This window comes from Gordonia sp. J1A (assembly GCF_055393515.1).
In genome coordinates this window covers 3,365,519-3,381,033 of the sequence record NZ_AP041607.1, presented here as the reverse complement: position 1 = coordinate 3,381,033, position 15,515 = coordinate 3,365,519, and the positions used below count along the sequence as shown (strand labels likewise).

General features: G+C 69.4%; 14 protein-coding genes. 6 read left to right on the top strand and 8 right to left on the bottom strand.

Translation table 11 applies throughout. The annotated features are described in order from the left end of the window. Positions 1–35: 35 nt before the first annotated feature. Together ACZ5QD_RS15720 and ACZ5QD_RS15715 are read right to left on the bottom strand one after the other, a co-directional pair. Positions 36–785, bottom strand: coding sequence for an energy-coupling factor transporter transmembrane component T family protein (locus ACZ5QD_RS15720; RefSeq protein WP_006898089.1), 750 nt, complete (start codon positions 783–785; stop codon positions 36–38). Continuing rightward, the gene (locus tag ACZ5QD_RS15715) at positions 785–2,812 is read right to left on the bottom strand and encodes an ABC transporter ATP-binding protein (RefSeq protein ID WP_045539365.1); all 2,028 of its coding nucleotides are present in this window, start codon (positions 2,810–2,812) and stop codon (positions 785–787) included. The genes ACZ5QD_RS15720 and ACZ5QD_RS15715 overlap by 1 nt, the downstream gene beginning before the upstream one ends. 160 nt (positions 2,813–2,972) lie before the next feature. Here ACZ5QD_RS15715 and ACZ5QD_RS15710 point away from each other — a divergent pair, with 160 nt between their 5' ends. Then, a complete protein-coding gene (locus ACZ5QD_RS15710; RefSeq protein ID WP_464366925.1) occupies positions 2,973–3,701 on the top strand; it encodes a TMEM165/GDT1 family protein in 729 nt (242 codons plus the stop codon). 120 nt (positions 3,702–3,821) lie between these two features. After that, positions 3,822–4,583, top strand: coding sequence for an SDR family oxidoreductase (locus tag ACZ5QD_RS15705; RefSeq protein ID WP_006898092.1), 762 nt, complete (start codon positions 3,822–3,824; stop codon positions 4,581–4,583). Positions 4,584–4,629: 46 nt separating this feature from the next. Here the strand turns inward: ACZ5QD_RS15705 and ACZ5QD_RS15700 are convergent, their stop codons facing one another. Next, positions 4,630–6,294, bottom strand: a complete 1,665-nt coding sequence (locus ACZ5QD_RS15700) for a TM0106 family RecB-like putative nuclease (RefSeq protein WP_006898093.1) — start codon at positions 6,292–6,294, stop codon at positions 4,630–4,632. 132 nt (positions 6,295–6,426) lie between these two features. On the opposite strand from ACZ5QD_RS15700, the gene ACZ5QD_RS15695 reads away from it, so the two are divergent. Further along, entirely contained in the window at positions 6,427–7,152 is a 726-nt protein-coding gene (locus ACZ5QD_RS15695) for a DUF6474 family protein (protein ID WP_039868111.1), read from the top strand. Between the two features lie 3 nt (positions 7,153–7,155). Beyond that, on the top strand, positions 7,156–7,881 hold the full coding sequence (locus ACZ5QD_RS15690) for a cutinase family protein (RefSeq protein ID WP_006898095.1): 726 nt from the start codon (positions 7,156–7,158) through the stop codon (positions 7,879–7,881). A gap of 32 nt (positions 7,882–7,913) precedes the next feature. On the opposite strand, the gene ACZ5QD_RS15685 is transcribed toward ACZ5QD_RS15690, so the two are convergent. Genes ACZ5QD_RS15685 through pdhA form a run of 3 tightly spaced genes read right to left on the bottom strand, consistent with a single transcriptional unit; the run spans position 7,914 to position 11,304 of the window. Beyond that, positions 7,914–9,209 carry a dihydrolipoamide acetyltransferase family protein gene (locus ACZ5QD_RS15685; protein ID WP_006898096.1) on the bottom strand — a complete coding sequence of 432 codons (1,296 nt, stop codon included), beginning with the start codon at positions 9,207–9,209 and terminating at the stop codon, positions 7,914–7,916. Positions 9,210–9,229: 20 nt separating this feature from the next. Next, on the bottom strand, positions 9,230–10,228 hold the full coding sequence (locus ACZ5QD_RS15680) for an alpha-ketoacid dehydrogenase subunit beta (RefSeq protein WP_006898097.1): 999 nt from the start codon (positions 10,226–10,228) through the stop codon (positions 9,230–9,232). Then, positions 10,228–11,304: a pyruvate dehydrogenase (acetyl-transferring) E1 component subunit alpha gene (gene pdhA, locus ACZ5QD_RS15675; RefSeq protein WP_006898098.1), complete on the bottom strand. Its 1,077-nt coding sequence runs from the start codon at positions 11,302–11,304 to the stop codon at positions 10,228–10,230. The genes ACZ5QD_RS15680 and pdhA overlap by 1 nt, the downstream gene beginning before the upstream one ends. Before the next feature lie 150 nt (positions 11,305–11,454). On the opposite strand from pdhA, the gene ACZ5QD_RS15670 reads away from it, so the two are divergent. Then, entirely contained in the window at positions 11,455–11,937 is a 483-nt protein-coding gene (locus ACZ5QD_RS15670; protein WP_006898099.1) for an Lrp/AsnC family transcriptional regulator, read from the top strand. 143 nt (positions 11,938–12,080) lie between these two features. Beyond that, positions 12,081–13,250 (top strand): NAD(P)/FAD-dependent oxidoreductase, encoded by a 1,170-nt coding sequence (locus tag ACZ5QD_RS15665; RefSeq protein ID WP_346077546.1) that lies wholly within the window; start codon positions 12,081–12,083, stop codon positions 13,248–13,250. A gap of 30 nt (positions 13,251–13,280) precedes the next feature. Here the strand turns inward: ACZ5QD_RS15665 and ACZ5QD_RS15660 are convergent, their stop codons facing one another. Together ACZ5QD_RS15660 and rraA are read right to left on the bottom strand one after the other, a co-directional pair. After that, positions 13,281–14,834 (bottom strand): succinic semialdehyde dehydrogenase, encoded by a 1,554-nt coding sequence (locus ACZ5QD_RS15660; protein WP_006898103.1) that lies wholly within the window; start codon positions 14,832–14,834, stop codon positions 13,281–13,283. A gap of 30 nt (positions 14,835–14,864) precedes the next feature. Continuing rightward, a complete protein-coding gene (rraA, locus tag ACZ5QD_RS15655; protein WP_039868113.1) occupies positions 14,865–15,353 on the bottom strand; it encodes a ribonuclease E activity regulator RraA in 489 nt (162 codons plus the stop codon). Positions 15,354–15,515: the final 162 nt, after the last annotated feature.

The following is a 15,515-nucleotide window of genomic DNA, read 5'->3' as shown; positions in this document are numbered from 1 at the left end:
GACCGTTCTTGCTGTGTTCGACGGGCCGCCGCTGACTACAGGTAGATCACGCTCACCGTGACCGCGGCCGCACACGCCACCGCGAACACCCCGAGCACCAGCGCATCGATGCGGCCGGGACGGGACGGATACGCGGTCAGCCGCCCGGTGCCGCCGCGCGCGGTGATGGCCTCGGCCATCTCCGAACTGCGCCGCATGGCCGACGACATCGCGGCCACGATGATGTCGAGCACCGACAGCTCCGCCGAAGGGTGTCCGGAGTCCGAACTCGACCGCGGTCGCAGTCGGTGCGCGGCCCACAGGAGCCGGATCTCCTCCACGAGCAGCGGAAGGCCGCGGAGCGCCAGGGCGATGGTGACGGCCCATTCGTCGACGGGAAGCCGGAGGATCCGCAGCGGCGACATCAGGCGCGCCAGCGCCGGCGCCAATTCGGCCATCGGAGTCGTCCAGATCACGAGCACCGACATCGACACCACCAGCAGGCCGAGGAGAACCCCGCGCAACGCCGTGATGCCGCCGTCGCTGCCGCGGGCGATCCACGACCACACCACCGTCGCCGCCATCAGCGCCCAGAACCACCACGGCGGCCGCGGCAGCGCGCCGAGCGGGATCTTGGCGATCAGCACGAAGGCGATCAGGCAGATCGCGACGAAGCCGAGCCCGGGCCAGGAGGGAAGGACCCACGTCATGAGCCCCAGGACGAAGATGATGATCAGCTTGCTGCCGGCCCACAGCCGGTGCACCGGCGAATCGCCGGGGATCTCGCGCAGCATCGGAATCTGCATCACAGACCGCCTTCCAGCACGCCGTCGACCAGTTCGATCCGACGGTTGCACACCCGATCGAGCGACTCCAGATCGTGCGAGATGATGATGATGGTCGCGCCCTTCTCCCGCAGTCCGGCGAGGACGGCGAGGACCTCCTCGCGCGCCTGCGGGTCGAGTCCGGCCAGCGGCTCGTCGAGCACCAGGAGTTCCGGCCCCGAGGCGATCAGGGAGGCGAGCACCACGCGGCGCATCTGACCTCCGGAGAGGGCGTCTACCCGCCGCGCGGCGATCTCCCTCGGCAACGCGACCAGGTCGAGCACATGCCCGACCTCGGCGGTACCGACTTCGAGACCGCCCACCGCCATGATCTCGTCGGCGACCGTCGTCTTCTGCAATTGCAGTCGCGCGTGCTGGAAGCCGAGTCCCACGTCGCCCACCCGCTCCGCCGTCGGCTCACCGCCGAGCAGCACCGAGCCGCGGGTGGGGGTGATCAGTCCGGCGAGGATCCAGGCGAGGGTCGACTTCCCGGAGCCGTTGCCGCCGACGATGAGGACACCGTCACCGGAATTGACCTGGAAGTTCACCGATTTCAGCGCGGTGACCTCCCACGGCGATCCGGGCAGATAGGTGTGCGCCAGATCGCGGACCACGAGCAGCGCCTGCCCGTGCTCGTCGTGCCGTTGCGGTAGCGGGGGGCTGATCGCCTCCGGCCGCATCCACTCCGGATGGTGCTCCACCACCCGGCCCGCCTCGAGGTGGATCACGCGGTCTGCGGCGCGGGCCTCGGAGTCGCGGTGGGTGATCAGCACGACGGTGATCGCCCGGCGGCGCGGGAGTTCAGCGAGGATCTCGATCAACTCGGCGCGCCCGACCGGGTCGACCATCGACGTCACCTCGTCGGCGATGAGCAGCTGCGGGCTGCGCGCGAGCGCGGCGGCCACCGCCAGTCGCTGCTGCTGACCGCCGGACAGATCGGTGGTCTCGCGGTCGCCGAGTCCGGCGAGACCCACTTCCGCGAGCAGTCCGTCGACGTCGACCTCCGCGTCGTCGGGCAGTCCCCACACGAGGTCGTCCGCGACCCGCGCACCGAGCATCTGTGCTTCGGGCCGCTGCAGGACGAGTGCCGTTCCGCCCTCTCGGCCGAGGCCGGGCGCACCCGGGCGGTCGACGATACCGATGGTCGGATCCACGCCGGCCAAGAGCTTGGCGAGCGTCGACTTCCCCGAACCGTTTGCGCCGACGACAGCCACGAACTCACCGCTGATCAGCGAGAGGTCGATGTTGTGGAGCACCTGCCGGTCCGACCCCGGATAGGTGTAGCCGACCCCGGCCATGCGCAGCGGAAGGGGCTCCACGGGGCGATCGCCGTCGGCGATCCCGGCGATCTCCAGGGTGTCCTCCAGCGGCACCTCGTCGAGGCGGTCGAGCACCTTGCCCAGCAGCCACCCGGCGATCAGCAGCGTCACCAGCGTTCCGATCACGCCGGGAATCCACATCCACAGCCACCAGTTGTCGACCACATTGCGCGAGAGCGCGTCCATCGCGTCGCCGACGGCGTCGAGTCTGATCGCGCGCGCGGTCTTCGCGATTCCGGTCAGCACGTTGTCGAGGACTTCGAGTGCCAGTTTGCGCAGCGGCACCAGTACCCACATCAGCAGTACCGACACCCCGGCGAGGATCGGCGAGGCCAGCAGCGACATCAGCGCCATGGCGGGCATCCGCCCGCCGCGCCGATGCACCTCGCCGATCAATCCGCCCATCACCGCCGAGACGAGCACCGCGAAGGCGGGCCCCAGCCCGGCGACCACGAAGGTCACCGCCACCGTCGTGACGATCGCCGCCAGGACCGCCCGCGGGCGGGTGCGCGCCGCGAGCAGCGCGACCGGCACCGGTGTCATGAACCCGAGCGCCGCCGCCAACGGCACCACGGAGACGATGACGGCGGGCACCACCGTCAGACCACTGAAGATCGCGATGGCCGCGATCTCACGGGCACGCAGGCCCCCTGTCGGCGTCGCCGGGACGTCGATTGCTTTGCTGACCACCTGTCCATTGTGCCCGGTCGGGGTGCCGGACACCGACGCTCAGGGCTCCCGGGGCGGGTCGGTACGGGTACCCGAATCACCCCTTTTGGGCTCCCTACCAGCGATTTTCCAGGCCGACGATCTGTTGCGTACGGCAGATAGGCCGCCCTAACCTGGCGATATGTTCGCCGCTCTGATGCTCAGCTCGGGCATCATCTTCGTCGCCGAGCTGGGCGACAAGTCTCAGCTCATGGCGATGACTTACGCTCTCCGATACCGCTGGTGGGTGGTACTGGCCGCGATCCTGACCGCGACCACCCTCGTCCACGCCGTCTCGGTCTTCTTCGGTCATTTCCTGGGCCTGTCGATACCGTCCGACATCATGTCGGTGCTGGCCGGACTGTCGATGCTGGTCTTCGGACTCTGGACGTTGCGGGGCGACGAGCTCGACGAAGCGGAGTCCGCCCGGGCGCGACGGGTCGGTGCATCGGTGTTCCTGGCCGTGATGAGCTCGTTCATGCTGGCCGAACTCGGCGACAAGACGATGCTCGCCACCATCACGCTCGCCACCGATCACGACTGGGTGGGCGTGTGGATCGGCTCGACGGTCGGCATGGTCGCCGCCGACGCGCTCGCGATCGTCGTCGGCCGACTGCTCGGCAGGCATCTCCCCGAGCGCGCCATCGCGGTGGGCGCGGCGGTCCTGTTCTTCGGATTCGCCGTCTGGCTGCTGGTCGAGGGTCTGTCGGGTGCTTCCGGAGTCCTCGTGGCCGTCGCGGTCCCGGCCGCGGTCCTGATCGTCGTCGCGGGTGTGTTCTGGATCCGGGTGACGCATCGGCGCAGGCAGGCGCGCTCGCAGGTCGCCGAACACGACGTCGCCGAAGCCGACCGGATCCGCGAACTGTACTGAGAGAGGCTTGCGGGTACTATTGCATCGGCCCTACCGAGCGAGCGCTCGGGGTTGTGGCCGATCAATCCGTCACGGTGCCCGGTCCGGTGCGGGCCGCACCCGCCTGAAAGGAATTCGTCCATGGACGTCACAGGTTCCGCAGTCATCGTCACCGGCGCCGCATCCGGCCTGGGTGCCGCCACGGCACGTCGGTTCGCCGAGCAGGGAGCGACCGTCTTCGGCATCGACCTGCCGCAGTCGATCGAGAAGGCGGAGTCCGTCCCGGGCGTGCAGTTGGTGGCCGCCGACGTCACCAGCGAATCCGAGGTCCAGGCCGTCATCGATCAGATCGCCGAAGCCGGTCTGCCCTTGCGCGCGGCGGTCAACTGCGCGGGCGTGGGCTGGGCGTCACGCATCCTCGGCAAGGAGGGCCCGCACGATCTGGAGCTCTTCCGCAAGGTCATCGACATCAACCTCGTCGGCACGTTCAACGTGATGCGCCTGGCCGCCAACCGGATGCAGCATGAGTCCGCGGTCACCGACGACGGCGCTCGCGGCGTCATCGTCAACACCGCGTCGGTCGCGGCCTTCGAGGGCCAGATCGGGCAGATCGCCTACACGGCCTCGAAGGGTGCCGTGCATGCCATGACGATCTCCGCCGCCCGCGACCTCGCTCGAGCCGGCGTCCGCGTGTGCACCATCGCCCCGGGCACCATCAACACCCCGATGCTCGCCGGCGTCACCGACGAGTTCAAGAAGACGCTCGAGGCGGGCATCCCGTTCCCGCAGCGTCTCGGCGAGCCTTCGGAGTACGCCGACCTCGCGGCGTTCATCGTCTCCCACGACTACCTCAACGGCGAGACCATCCGCATGGACGGCGCACTGCGCATGGCTCCGCGCTAGAGGACCTCGCGCAGCGGTGGCGGGCCGGCCGGTGAACGCCGGCCCGTCACCGCCCGCCGGGCAGAACGCCGCCGCCGGCGTTCTCGGCCAACAGATCGGCGGCCAGCGGAAGCTCGAGCACTTCGTCCGAGTCGATCCATTCGCGGAGCACCTTGGTGGCGCGGACGTCGTCCTCGTTGTACTGAAGCAGACGCTCGCGCTGACTCTCGTCGCGCACCGCGCCGTCCAGACCCACCGCGGCGGCGTACCACTCCATCGACGCCTCGCCGCCCGCCTCGTCGTCGCGCCAGTTGAATCCGGCCACCGGAGCGATGCGCTTGAGTCCCTTGCCCTTCGGGCACACGAAGTTGTCGTTGACGGCCTCGAACACGTCCACCCACTCGCGGGATGCGATGAAGGCGTCCACCGCGGTCCGCGACGGAACACCCGGCATGTCGGCGAACCGGTCGGCGCTGCCGCGCAGCCACCGGTTCTCGGCATGCTGCGAATAGCAGTAGGCGGCGAAGGTCTTGCCTGCGGCACGCGCCGCATCGCGTTCGGCTGTCAGCCACGCCCAGAACTGCGCGAACGACCGCCCCTCGTCGCGCGTGGGCAGCGGATCCCACGTGACGAACGGACGATAGGCCACCGGCCGCGCCGGATCGGTGTTGTCGGTCAGGAGTGTGCCCCACATGTACGCACCGCGCTCGGAATAGCTCTCCATGTCTACGTCGACCTCGACATCGGCCCGCTGGACGCGCGGGCGGTCGTGCCGCCGGACCAGCGGGATGTCGCGGACCCAGCACTTCGCGGACACGACGGTGTCGTCGAAGCGCACCGCACCCACCCACTCGGCCGGCTCCGCGCCGCGATAATCGGCGAGCTGATCGATGGTGACGACCCCGATGTCGCGGAGAATCTGCCCCTGGTTCCCGCCGACCACCAGACTCACGTCACGTTTCTCGGTGAGTTCGGCCTCGCATCGCGGCCACCAGTGACAACTGCGGCACTCGCTCACCCGTCGGGGCGAGGTCGCGATGTCCCCCGCGGCGATCGCCCGGCGGCGATCGAAGGTCTCGTCGTAGTCGTGGGCCGATTCGCCGAGCGGGACCACGACGATGCAGTCGGCGTCGAGACCGATCAGTCCGCCGAGCGCCTCCTCCCGCGGGGCGTGCAGCCGTCCGAGGTCGTCGAGCATCGCCGCGATCTGCGCCAGCCGCATCACGTCGCCGCGCCGGCTGCGGAACGACCGCGTCGCATCCGGCTCGGGATGCCAGCCGAACAACGGACTGGTCCGCAACGTCGGCACCTCGCCCTCGCGGGGTTCGGCGATCGTCGTCGTGACACGGTGGTTGACGACGATGATCGGGAGATAGCCCTCCCCATGCCGCAGCAGCGCCTCGGCGTGACCGCGACGGCCGCGCTCCACGTCGGTCGGCAGTGCGGCCTGGAGAATCCACTGCGCCCCGCGGTCCATCGCCGCACGGGTCGCCGCCACCCGGTCTCGGTGATCGGCCGCCTCCACCACGACCACCGTTCCCTCCGGACGGTCGCTCCAGAACCCGCGGATCAGATCGAGCACGTGACGTCGATGCGCCTGAGCTGCCTCGATCCGTCGATTCGCCTCGGCGGTCTCCGGCTTCGCGACACCGTCCGCGGCAGCCGCGGAGTCGAGCGCCAGCCGGTGCTCGCAACCCGTGAGATTCCGCGCACCGAGAATCGCAGATCCCACGTGATCGGCCTCGACTTTCCGTTTCCGAGCGGCAACACGGCCACGGGGGCCGAGTTGTTCATTACCCACAGAGACTATGCAAAGCTGGAGACAACTGATCGCAGGTGTCGGGTATCCGACGGGAAGGTCGCCATGGGACTGCTCTCATCTATGAGCTCGAAGAGGGCTCAGCGCAAGGCCGATGCGAAGGTTCGCAAGGCGGAGGAGAAGGCGATCCGCAAGCGCGCCGAGGTCCAGGCGGAGGCCGAGTCCCGCGCGAGCCGCAAGGCGCAGAAGCGTCGGCTCAAGGATGAGCACAAGTTCCACAAGCGGGCGCAGAAACAGGATCGCAAAACGGTCAAGGCCACCGGCAAGGCCCAGCAGAAGGCGGCGGCCGCCGAGGCCAAGGCGATAGCCGAACAGGCGAAGGCCGACGCCGCCGCGGCGTTCTTCACGCCGGCGAAGATGAAGCGGTACCTCGCGGTGGCCCGGATGGCGGCCCCGATCGTGGTTCCGATCGCGTATCGGGCCGCGGTCGGCGCCCGCAGCCAGGTGACCGCCGTCCAGGCCCGCCGAGCGGGCGTGTCGCCGGCGCTCCTGACCCAGTACGGCGGCCCCAGCGCATCGCTGCGGGCGCGCATCGCGGCCTGTCGCGCCACCGCGGACGAGGTCGCGGCGCTCGAGCAGTCGGCCGAGGGCAAGGCCTTCGTCTCGGCGATGTCCAGCCGCCTGGACAACCTCCAGGTCGCTGCCGATGCCGCCGACACCATGCCCGCTCAGCAGCGCAAGAACGCCCAGCGCGCCATCGACAACGAGTTGACGGCGATCGACAACGATCTGCTGGCGCGGCTCAACGTCCATCCGGTCCAGGCGGGCTGAGCCGTGACGCGCCGGGTACTCGCGCTGCTGTCCTGCCTGATCGTTGCGGCCGCCGGTCTGCTGACCGGCGGCGCGACCCTCGGCCGCGCCCCCTCGACCGCGGCACCGCGGTGCGTCGACGTGCACGTCCTGTTCGCGCGCGGCACCGTCGAGGAGGCTCCCCCGCTGGGCGTCACCGGGATCGCGTTCGGCAACGCCGTCAGGAACCGGTTGCCCGGTAAGTCTGTCCGCATCGAAGCCGTCGACTACGCCGCGAGCGGCAACTTCACCGACCGGCTCGCGTTCGCGCGCACCTTCGTCGACGGAGTCAAGACCGCGCAGCGGCGGGTGAAGTCGATCGCCGCCGCGTGCCCGGACACGCGGATCGTCATCGGTGGCTACTCGCAGGGCGGCGCACTCGCCGGATACGCGATCAGTTCGGCCTACCGGGTCCCCGATCGCTATCAGCAGTACCGCACATACGTGCCCGAACCCCTGCCCGCGGCCGTCGCGCCCCACATCGCCGCCGTAGTGGAGTTCGCACCGCCGTCGGCGCGCTTCCTCCGCGAGGCAGGCGCTCCCCCGGTCCAGCCGCAGGCGGTCTACCGGAACCGGACCGTCGAGTACTGCATCCAGGGCGACACGATCTGCAACGGCGCACCGCTCGGCGGCCCGAACGCGCTGCACCTGCTGTACTCGGTGAACGGCATGGCCGATCAGGCCGCCGATTACGTCGCCCGGCACCTGTAGCGCGACCCGCGAGCCCCGGCCCGGTACCCCGCTCAGCTCAGGGCGATCAGCGACAGCGGGTCCGAGAGCGCGTCGGCGACCGTCGCCAGGAAGACCGAGCCCTGCTCGCCGTCGACGAGCCGATGGTCGAAGGAGAGGCTGAGGGTCGTCACCTGCCGCAACGCGATCTCACCCTGCCATTCCCAGGGTCGAGGACGGACCGCGCCGAAGCAGAGGATCGCCGCCTCACCCGGGTTGATGATCGGCGTACCCGAGTCGACGCCGAAGACGCCCACGTTGGTGATCGAGAACGTGCCGCCGAGCAGGTCGGCGGGCGGCGTCGCACCGGCCTTCGCGACGGTCGTCAGTTCGCCCAGCGCCCGAGCGAGTTCCAGCAGGCTCATCGTGTGGGCGTTCTTGATGTTGGGGACCAGCAGTCCGCGGGGCGTGGCCGCCGCGATCCCGAGGTTCACATAGTGCTTGGTGACGATCTCCTGCGCGTCCTCGTCCCACGTCGAGTTGAGCGACGGGTTGCCGCGCAGCGCCACCAGCGCCGCCTTCGCGACGAGTGCGAGAGGTGTCAGCCGTACTCCGGAGAAGCGTCGGTGAGCGGCGAGGTCGTCGACGAGTTCGGTCATCGCCGTCACGTCCACGTCCACGAACTCGGTGACGTGCGGAGCCGTGAACGCGCTCGCCACCATCGCCTCGGCGGTGCGGCGCCGGACGCCGCGGATCGCGGTGCGCTCCTCGTCCGGCCCGGCGGCCCCCGCCGCGGTCGGCGCTGCCTCGTCGACCGCACCGGCCTTCACCGCGGTCAGATGCCGGTCGAGGTCGGCTCGAGTCACTTCGCCCGAGCGTCCGGTCGGCCGCACGTCCGTCAGGTCCACGCCGTGTTCGCGCGCGAGTTTGCGGACGGGTGGAGCGGCGAGCGGTCGTTCCGGAGCGCTGTCGCCGACCGCCCCGACGGTGTCGCGCGCGTCGGAGGCGGGCGCGGGCTTCCGCCGCCTCCGGGTGCCGCTCTCCGCCGCGACGCCGTACCCGACGAGCACGGGTTCGGGTGCCTGCGGCTCGGCGGCATCGGCCTCCGGCGCATCCGCCTCGTCGCCGGCGACCCGGATGTCGATGAACGGGCTGCCGACGTCGACGGTCTCCCCCTCCTGGACGTGCAGCTTCACCACGGTGCCCGCATACGGCGACGGCAGTTCGACGGCGGCCTTCGCGGTCTCCACCTCGGCGATCACCTGGTTGAGTTCCACGGTGTCACCGACCGTCACCTCCCAGCGCACCAGTTCGGCGTCGGTGAGCCCCTCACCGAGGTCGGGCAGATCGAAGGTCGAGATGACGGACATGCCGGGTCCTTCCGCAGGAGTCAGTCGAGGAGTACCGCGTCGACGGCGGCGAGGATGCGGTCGACGTCGGGCAGGAAGTGACGTTCGAGTTTCGCCGGCGGATAGGGGGTCGCGAACCCGCCGACCCGCTGGATCGGTGCCTCCAGATGGTAGAAGCACTCCGACATCACGCGGGCGGCGATCTCGGCGCCGACGCCCATGAAGACCGGCGCCTCATGCGCGATCACCAGCCGGCCGGTGCGCCGGACCGAGGCCGAGAGCGTGTCCGTGTCGAGGGGCGAGATCGATCGCAGATCGACCACCTCGACGGACCGTCCCTCGTCCTCTGCGACGGCGGCCGCCTGCAGCGCGGTGGTGACCAGCGGCCCGTAGGCCACCAGCGTGACATCCTCGCCGGGACGTGCGACGCGCGCCTTGTGGAGGGGATACGGATCGGCGTCCAGAGCCGGGTAGTCCGTCTCGCCCTTCTCCCAGTAGCGCCGTTTGGGCTCGAAGAACAGCACCGGATCGTCTGAGGCGATCGCCTGCTGGATCATCGTGTAGGCGTCTGCCGCGTTGCTGCAGGTCACCACCCGCAGACCGGCGGTCGCCGCGAAGTAGCCCTCGGGCGACTCGGAGTGATGTTCCACCGCGCCGATGCCGCCGCCGAAGGGGACCCGGATGGTGATGGGCATCGAGACATGGCCCGCAGTCCGGTAGTGCAGTTTGGCCACCTGCGACACGATCTGATCGAACCCCGGATAGATGAAGCCGTCGAACTGGATCTCGCACACCGGGCGGTAGCCGCGGAAGGCGAGCCCGACCGCTGTACCGATGATGCCGGACTCGGCGAGCGGGGTGTCGATGACCCGGCCGGTCCCGAACTCCTCCTGCAATCCGTCGGTGATGCGGAAGACCCCGCCGAGGCGACCGATGTCCTCGCCCATCAGGACGACCTTCGGATCGTCGGCGAGCGCCTTTCGCAGACCCGCGGTAACGGCCTTCCCAAGTGGAGTCGGGGCGGGCGCCGCGGCGGTCATCATGCCTCCAGGGTGTCGAGGTAGGCGGCGTACTCGCGCCGTTCGGCGTCGATCAGCGGGTGCGGTTCGGCGTACACGTCGTCGAAGACCGACAGCGCAGGCGGGTCGTCCAGCGCGAGGCATCCCCGCCGGAGTTCGGCGGCCGCGGCGTCGGCGTGCTCACCGATCAGCTTCGCGTCCTCGTCCGACAGCGCACCCGCGGCCTCGAGCAGCAGGCGGATGCGCTCGATCGGGTCGCGCCGGATCCACTCGGCATCATCGGCCGCGGTGCGGTAGCGGGTGGGATCGTCGGACGTGGTGTGCGGTCCGCGGCGGTAGGTGACCGCTTCGATGAAGGTGGGGCCGCCGCCCTCTCGCGCCAGTTCCAGAGCCGCCCGGGTGACCGCCAGCACGGCCAGCACGTCGTTTCCGTCCACCCGCACGGTCGGCATCCCGTAGCCGCGGCCGCGGTTGACGATCGGCGTCTTGCTCTGCAGGGTCACCGGCTCGGAGATGGCCCACTGGTTGTTCTGGCAGAAGAAGACCACCGGCGCGGCGAAGCTCGCCGCGAAGCCCATCGCCTCCGAGACATCGCCCTGGCTGGTGGCGCCGTCGCCGAAGTAGGTGATGACCGCGCTGCCCGCACCCTCGAGGTTCAGTCCCATCCCGTAGCCCGCGGCGTGCAGGGTCTGCGCCCCGATGATGATCGCCGGAGTCGCGATGTTGTGCTCGTGCGGATCCCAGCCGGACAGTGACGTGCCGCGCCAGAACGGCATCATCTCCTCGAGCGCCACGCCGCGGCAGTAGGCGACGCCGTGTTCTCGGTAGCTCGGGAAGACGAAGTCCTCGGCGTCGAGCGCTCGGGCCGAACCGATCTGAGCGGCCTCCTGCCCGAGCAGCGGCGCCCACAGACCGAGCTGCCCCTGGCGTTGCAGCGCCGTGGCCTCGGCGTCGATGCGTCGGACGACGACCATGTCCTCGTAGAGTCTCCGCAGTTCGGCCATGTCGATGTCGTCGACGTAGGTCGAGAAGTCGGGATGGATGTGCCGCTCGCCGGTGATGGTGACGAGTTGAACGATTTCGTCGATGTCGGACACGACTGCCTCCTTCGGGACGTCCGCGTGGATCGCACGCTTCCTGGTCCGTGTGGCCACCGTCTCAGTAGATTGCAGCCTGCGCAAGGTCCATCGGGGAAATTGATCAGAATGCCCAACATCAGCACCGTTCGACGAGCGATACTGTGCGCTATGGCCAGGCTGGACCGAACCGACGCGAAGATTCTCCGTGCTCTGTGCGAGTTCCCGCGCGCCACCGGCGTGCAGTTGGCGGGACTGGTCGACATGGCGCGCAACACCGTCCAGGCGCGGATCGGGCGGTGGGAGACCGAAGGCGTGCTGGCCCCTTTCGACCGTCGCGTGCATCCGCGCGACCTCGGCTTCCCCCTGCGCGCCTATATCGCCGTGGTGGTCGACCAGCATCGCCTGGAGCAGGTGCTGGACTCGCTCGACGGGATTCCCGAAGTACTCGAAGCCGTAGGCGTCTCCGGCATCGCCGATCTGCAGCTGCTGGTGGTCGCCGCCGACGCCGACGATCTCTACCGGATCGCCGGACATGTGCTGGCCGTTCCGGGAGTGGAACGGACGACGGTATCGGTGGTGATGCACGAGGCGATCGGGTATCGGACCCTTCCGCTGATCGAGCGCCTCGCCGGCGGACGTCCGCCCGACTGACCTCTCCGACTGGTCGGTTTGTGGATCTCACCGATCGGCGGCCTACCGATTCGTGCTGATGACCAAGACGTGGATCACATCTCGTGCCTACCCTCGGAGGGGAGGACACATCTCGCCTCTTCGACCTGCCGAGGGGAAGCCCCATGGACAACACCGCTTCGATCACCGCCGCCGACTTCGACACAATCGTCGTCGGCGGCGGAATCGCCGGCGTCTCGATCGCGTACGAACTGGCCGCCCACCGATCGGTCGCCCTCGTCGAACGTGAATCGACGCTGGCCTACCACACCACCGGCCGTTCGGCCGCGACCTTCCTGGAGAGCTACGGCAACGCCACCGTGCGTGCGCTCACCCGGGCCAGCCGCGACTTCTTCGTCGCGCCGCCCGACATCGTCGACGGCCCGCTGGTGGCCGAACTGCCGTTGTTGATCGTCGCCGAGGAGACCGAGGTCGACGGACTTCGCGCCCTGTACGAGACGGTGAGTCCGCGCAGCCAGACCATCGAGCTGGTCGACGGGAACGCGGCGGAACAGCTGAATCCGATGCTCCGGTCGGGTTACACCGACCTCGCGATGGTCGACTACGGTTCGCTGGAACTCGACGTTCACGGCCTGCACCAGGGCTTTCTGCGCGGTCTCCGGCGCCGGGGCGGCACCGTGCTCAAGTCGGCGGGCATCGTCGAAGCCCGCCGCGAGCGGTCGTCCTGGGTGCTGCGCGATGCGGCCGGCGACGAACTGCGCGCCCGCACCGTGGTCAACGCGGCGGGGGCGTGGTGCGACGAAGTCGCGGGCATGTTCGGCGCCGCCCCGATCGGCATCGCTCCGCTCCGCCGGACCGCGTTCATGGTTCCCGACCCGCGGGAGACCCCTGCCCGCTCCATCGCGGCGCGCCGCACCATGACGATGTCGGCGAACGAGGACTTCTACTTCAAACCCGACGGCGCAGGCTTCTTGTGTTCCCCCGCGGAGGAGACACCGCAGCCGCCCTCGGACGCCAAACCGGACGATCTGGAGATCGCCCGCGCGATCGAACGGCTCAACGAGGCGACGCTGCTGGCCGTGCGCAGCGTCTCGACGTCGTGGGCCGGCCTCCGCAGCTTCACCGCCGACCGCACGCCGGTGGTCGGACCCGATCCCGCGGTCGACGGCCTCTTCTGGTTCGCAGGCCAGGGCGGCTACGGAATCCAGATGGCTCCGGCGCTCGCGCGCGCCGGAGCGTCGCTGGCACTCACCGGCGATCTGCCCGCCGACCTCGCCGACTTCGGCATCACGGCGGCGTCCCTGGCCCCCGGCCGATCGGCCCTGGCCGCCTGAGGGTCAGGCGACCGGGCCTCGAACCCTCGCTTACCGGCCGGGCAGGTACTTGAGCGACTTGATGATCTGCGGGGTCAGCTTCAAGTACAGGCTCTGCGGGATCCCGCGGATGCCGTCGAGACCGATGAACCGCTGGGTGGCGATGGTCTGCGGCTCGGTGTACTTGAGCAGCCCCTCCTCACCGTGTCGGCGTCCCATGCCCGAGATGCCCATGCCGCCCATCGGAGCTGCCGTGGAACCCCATGCGGCGGCGTAGCCCTCGTTGATGTTGACCGTGCCCGCGTGGATCTGCTCGGCGATCTTCTGCGCTTCGTCGTTGCTGCCCGCGAAGACGCTGGCGTTGAGACCGTACTCGGTGTCGTTGGCGCGCTTGATCGCCTCGTCGGTGGAGTCGACCGGGTAGATCGACACCAGCGGGCCGAAGGTCTCGTCCGCGTAGCAGGTCATCTGTTCTGTGACGCCGGCGAGCACGGTCGGCTCGTAGAAGAACGGGCCCAGGTCGGCGCGCTTGCGTCCGCCGGCGAGCACCTTGGCGCCCTTGGCGACGGCGTCGGTGACGTGCGCGTCGACGGTGTCGACCTGCTGTGCCGAGGCGAGCGAGCCCATGTCGGCGCTGAAGTCATAGGTGCCCGCCAGGTTCATGCCCTTGACGTGCTCGGCGAACTTCTCCGAGAACTCGTCGGCGATGGCCCGATCGACGTAGATCCGCTCGATCGAGATGCACAGCTGCCCGGAGTTCGAGTAGCACGCGCGGGCGGCACCGGCGACGGCCCGGTCGACATCGGCGTTGCGGGTGATGATCAGCGGATTCTTTCCACCGAGCTCGGCCGAGAAACCGATCAGCCGCTTGCCCGCCTGAGCCGCGAGAGTCGACCCGGTGGCCGATGATCCGGTGAACATGACGTAGTCGGTCTGCGCGACGATCGCCTGCCCGACCACCGAGCCCGGACCGGGCACCACGGCGTACAGCTCGCGCGGGAGTCCCGCCTGGTACAGGAGTTCAGCCAGCGCGAGGCAGCAGTACGGGGTGTTGCTGTCGGGCTTGATGACGACGGCGTTGCCCGCGATGAGCGCGGCCACCGCGTCGGAGACCGCCAGCGTCAGCGGGTAGTTCCACGGGCTGATGACGCCGACGACGCCCTTGGGCTGGTAGCGGACCCGAGTGTCGGTCGCGCCCGGAAGCATGCCCTGCACCTTGCGATCGGCAAGCATCTTCGGACCGTGCTGCGCGTAGAAGCGGGCGGTAAGCGCGACGTCGATGACCTCTTCCTGCGCATAGATCCGCGCCTTGCCGGTCTCGGCCTGCGCGATGTCCATGAGCTCCTCGGCGTGGTCGTTGACCAGCTCGGAGAAGCGGTTGATCACCTTGGCTCGGTCGGCGGCCGAACGATCGCCCCATGCGCTCTGAGCTGCGCGGGCGCGGGCCACGGCCAACTCGAGATCCTCGGCGGTGCCCACTGGCACGGTCGCCATCTCGACGCCGCTGTAGGCCTCGAGAACCGGTCGGGTCGGGCGGTCGGCCGGGTTGTCGATCGCGGCCAGCGCCGCCAGACGCTGGAAGTATGCGGGTGCGGGCTTCGGCATGATGTGCTCCTAGAGTTCTGTGGCCTGCGGTCAGGCTTGGGGCGCGACGAGGACGATGCCGTCGTCGTCGGAGTAGACGATGTCGCCCGGATTGAAGGTGACGCCGCCGAGCTCCACCGGCACGTCCCGTTCGCCCGCACCGGTCTTCGTCGACTTGCGCGGGTTGGTGCCGAGCGCCTTGACACCGATGGCCATGCCGCCGATGGTCTTCGCGTCGCGGATCGCGCCGTTGGCGATGATTCCCACCCAGCCGTTGGACCGACCGAGTTCGGCGATGATGTCCCCGACGAGCGCGGTGTGCACCGACGCGTCGCCGTCGATCACGAGCACGCCGCCCGGGTTGGGCTCCGACAGGATCGACTTGAGCAGCGCGTTGTCCTGGAAGCACCGGACCGTGGTCACGGTACCGACGAACTCACGGTTCCCGCCGTACTGGGTGAACTGGGTGTCGCAGCTCCGGACATCGGCGCCGATCTCGTCGACGAGGTCGGCGGTCGGGGTGAAGTTCAACGTGCTCATGGCCATCGATTCTAGGCGGGCGGACTCTTATCTGTAACGCCCGGTTACGTCACAGCTGCCGCAGCCGGTGAGCACCGGCTTCGGGCACCGGCTTCGGCGGCCCGCGCGGCGGCGGTAGCGTGTTCTATCCGTACGACCCGAGTCTCCACTTCCGGAAAGGCG

What these genes read in the sequence shown, in the direction of transcription:
- ACZ5QD_RS15670 (WP_006898099.1), top strand. Translation starts at nt 11,455, where the DNA reads ATGGCCAGGCTGGACCGAACCGACGCGAAGATTCTCCGTGCTCTGTGC.
- rraA (WP_039868113.1), bottom strand. Translation starts at nt 15,353, where the DNA reads ATGAGCACGTTGAACTTCACCCCGACCGCCGACCTCGTCGACGAGATC.
- ACZ5QD_RS15680 (WP_006898097.1), bottom strand. Translation starts at nt 10,228, where the DNA reads ATGACCGCCGCGGCGCCCGCCCCGACTCCACTTGGGAAGGCCGTTACC.
- ACZ5QD_RS15660 (WP_006898103.1), bottom strand. Translation starts at nt 14,834, where the DNA reads ATGCCGAAGCCCGCACCCGCATACTTCCAGCGTCTGGCGGCGCTGGCC.
- ACZ5QD_RS15665 (WP_346077546.1), top strand. Translation starts at nt 12,081, where the DNA reads ATGGACAACACCGCTTCGATCACCGCCGCCGACTTCGACACAATCGTC.
- ACZ5QD_RS15705 (WP_006898092.1), top strand. Translation starts at nt 3,822, where the DNA reads ATGGACGTCACAGGTTCCGCAGTCATCGTCACCGGCGCCGCATCCGGC.
- ACZ5QD_RS15695 (WP_039868111.1), top strand. Translation starts at nt 6,427, where the DNA reads ATGGGACTGCTCTCATCTATGAGCTCGAAGAGGGCTCAGCGCAAGGCC.
- ACZ5QD_RS15720 (WP_006898089.1), bottom strand. Translation starts at nt 785, where the DNA reads ATGCAGATTCCGATGCTGCGCGAGATCCCCGGCGATTCGCCGGTGCAC.
- ACZ5QD_RS15710 (WP_464366925.1), top strand. Translation starts at nt 2,973, where the DNA reads ATGTTCGCCGCTCTGATGCTCAGCTCGGGCATCATCTTCGTCGCCGAG.
- ACZ5QD_RS15685 (WP_006898096.1), bottom strand. Translation starts at nt 9,209, where the DNA reads ATGTCCGTCATCTCGACCTTCGATCTGCCCGACCTCGGTGAGGGGCTC.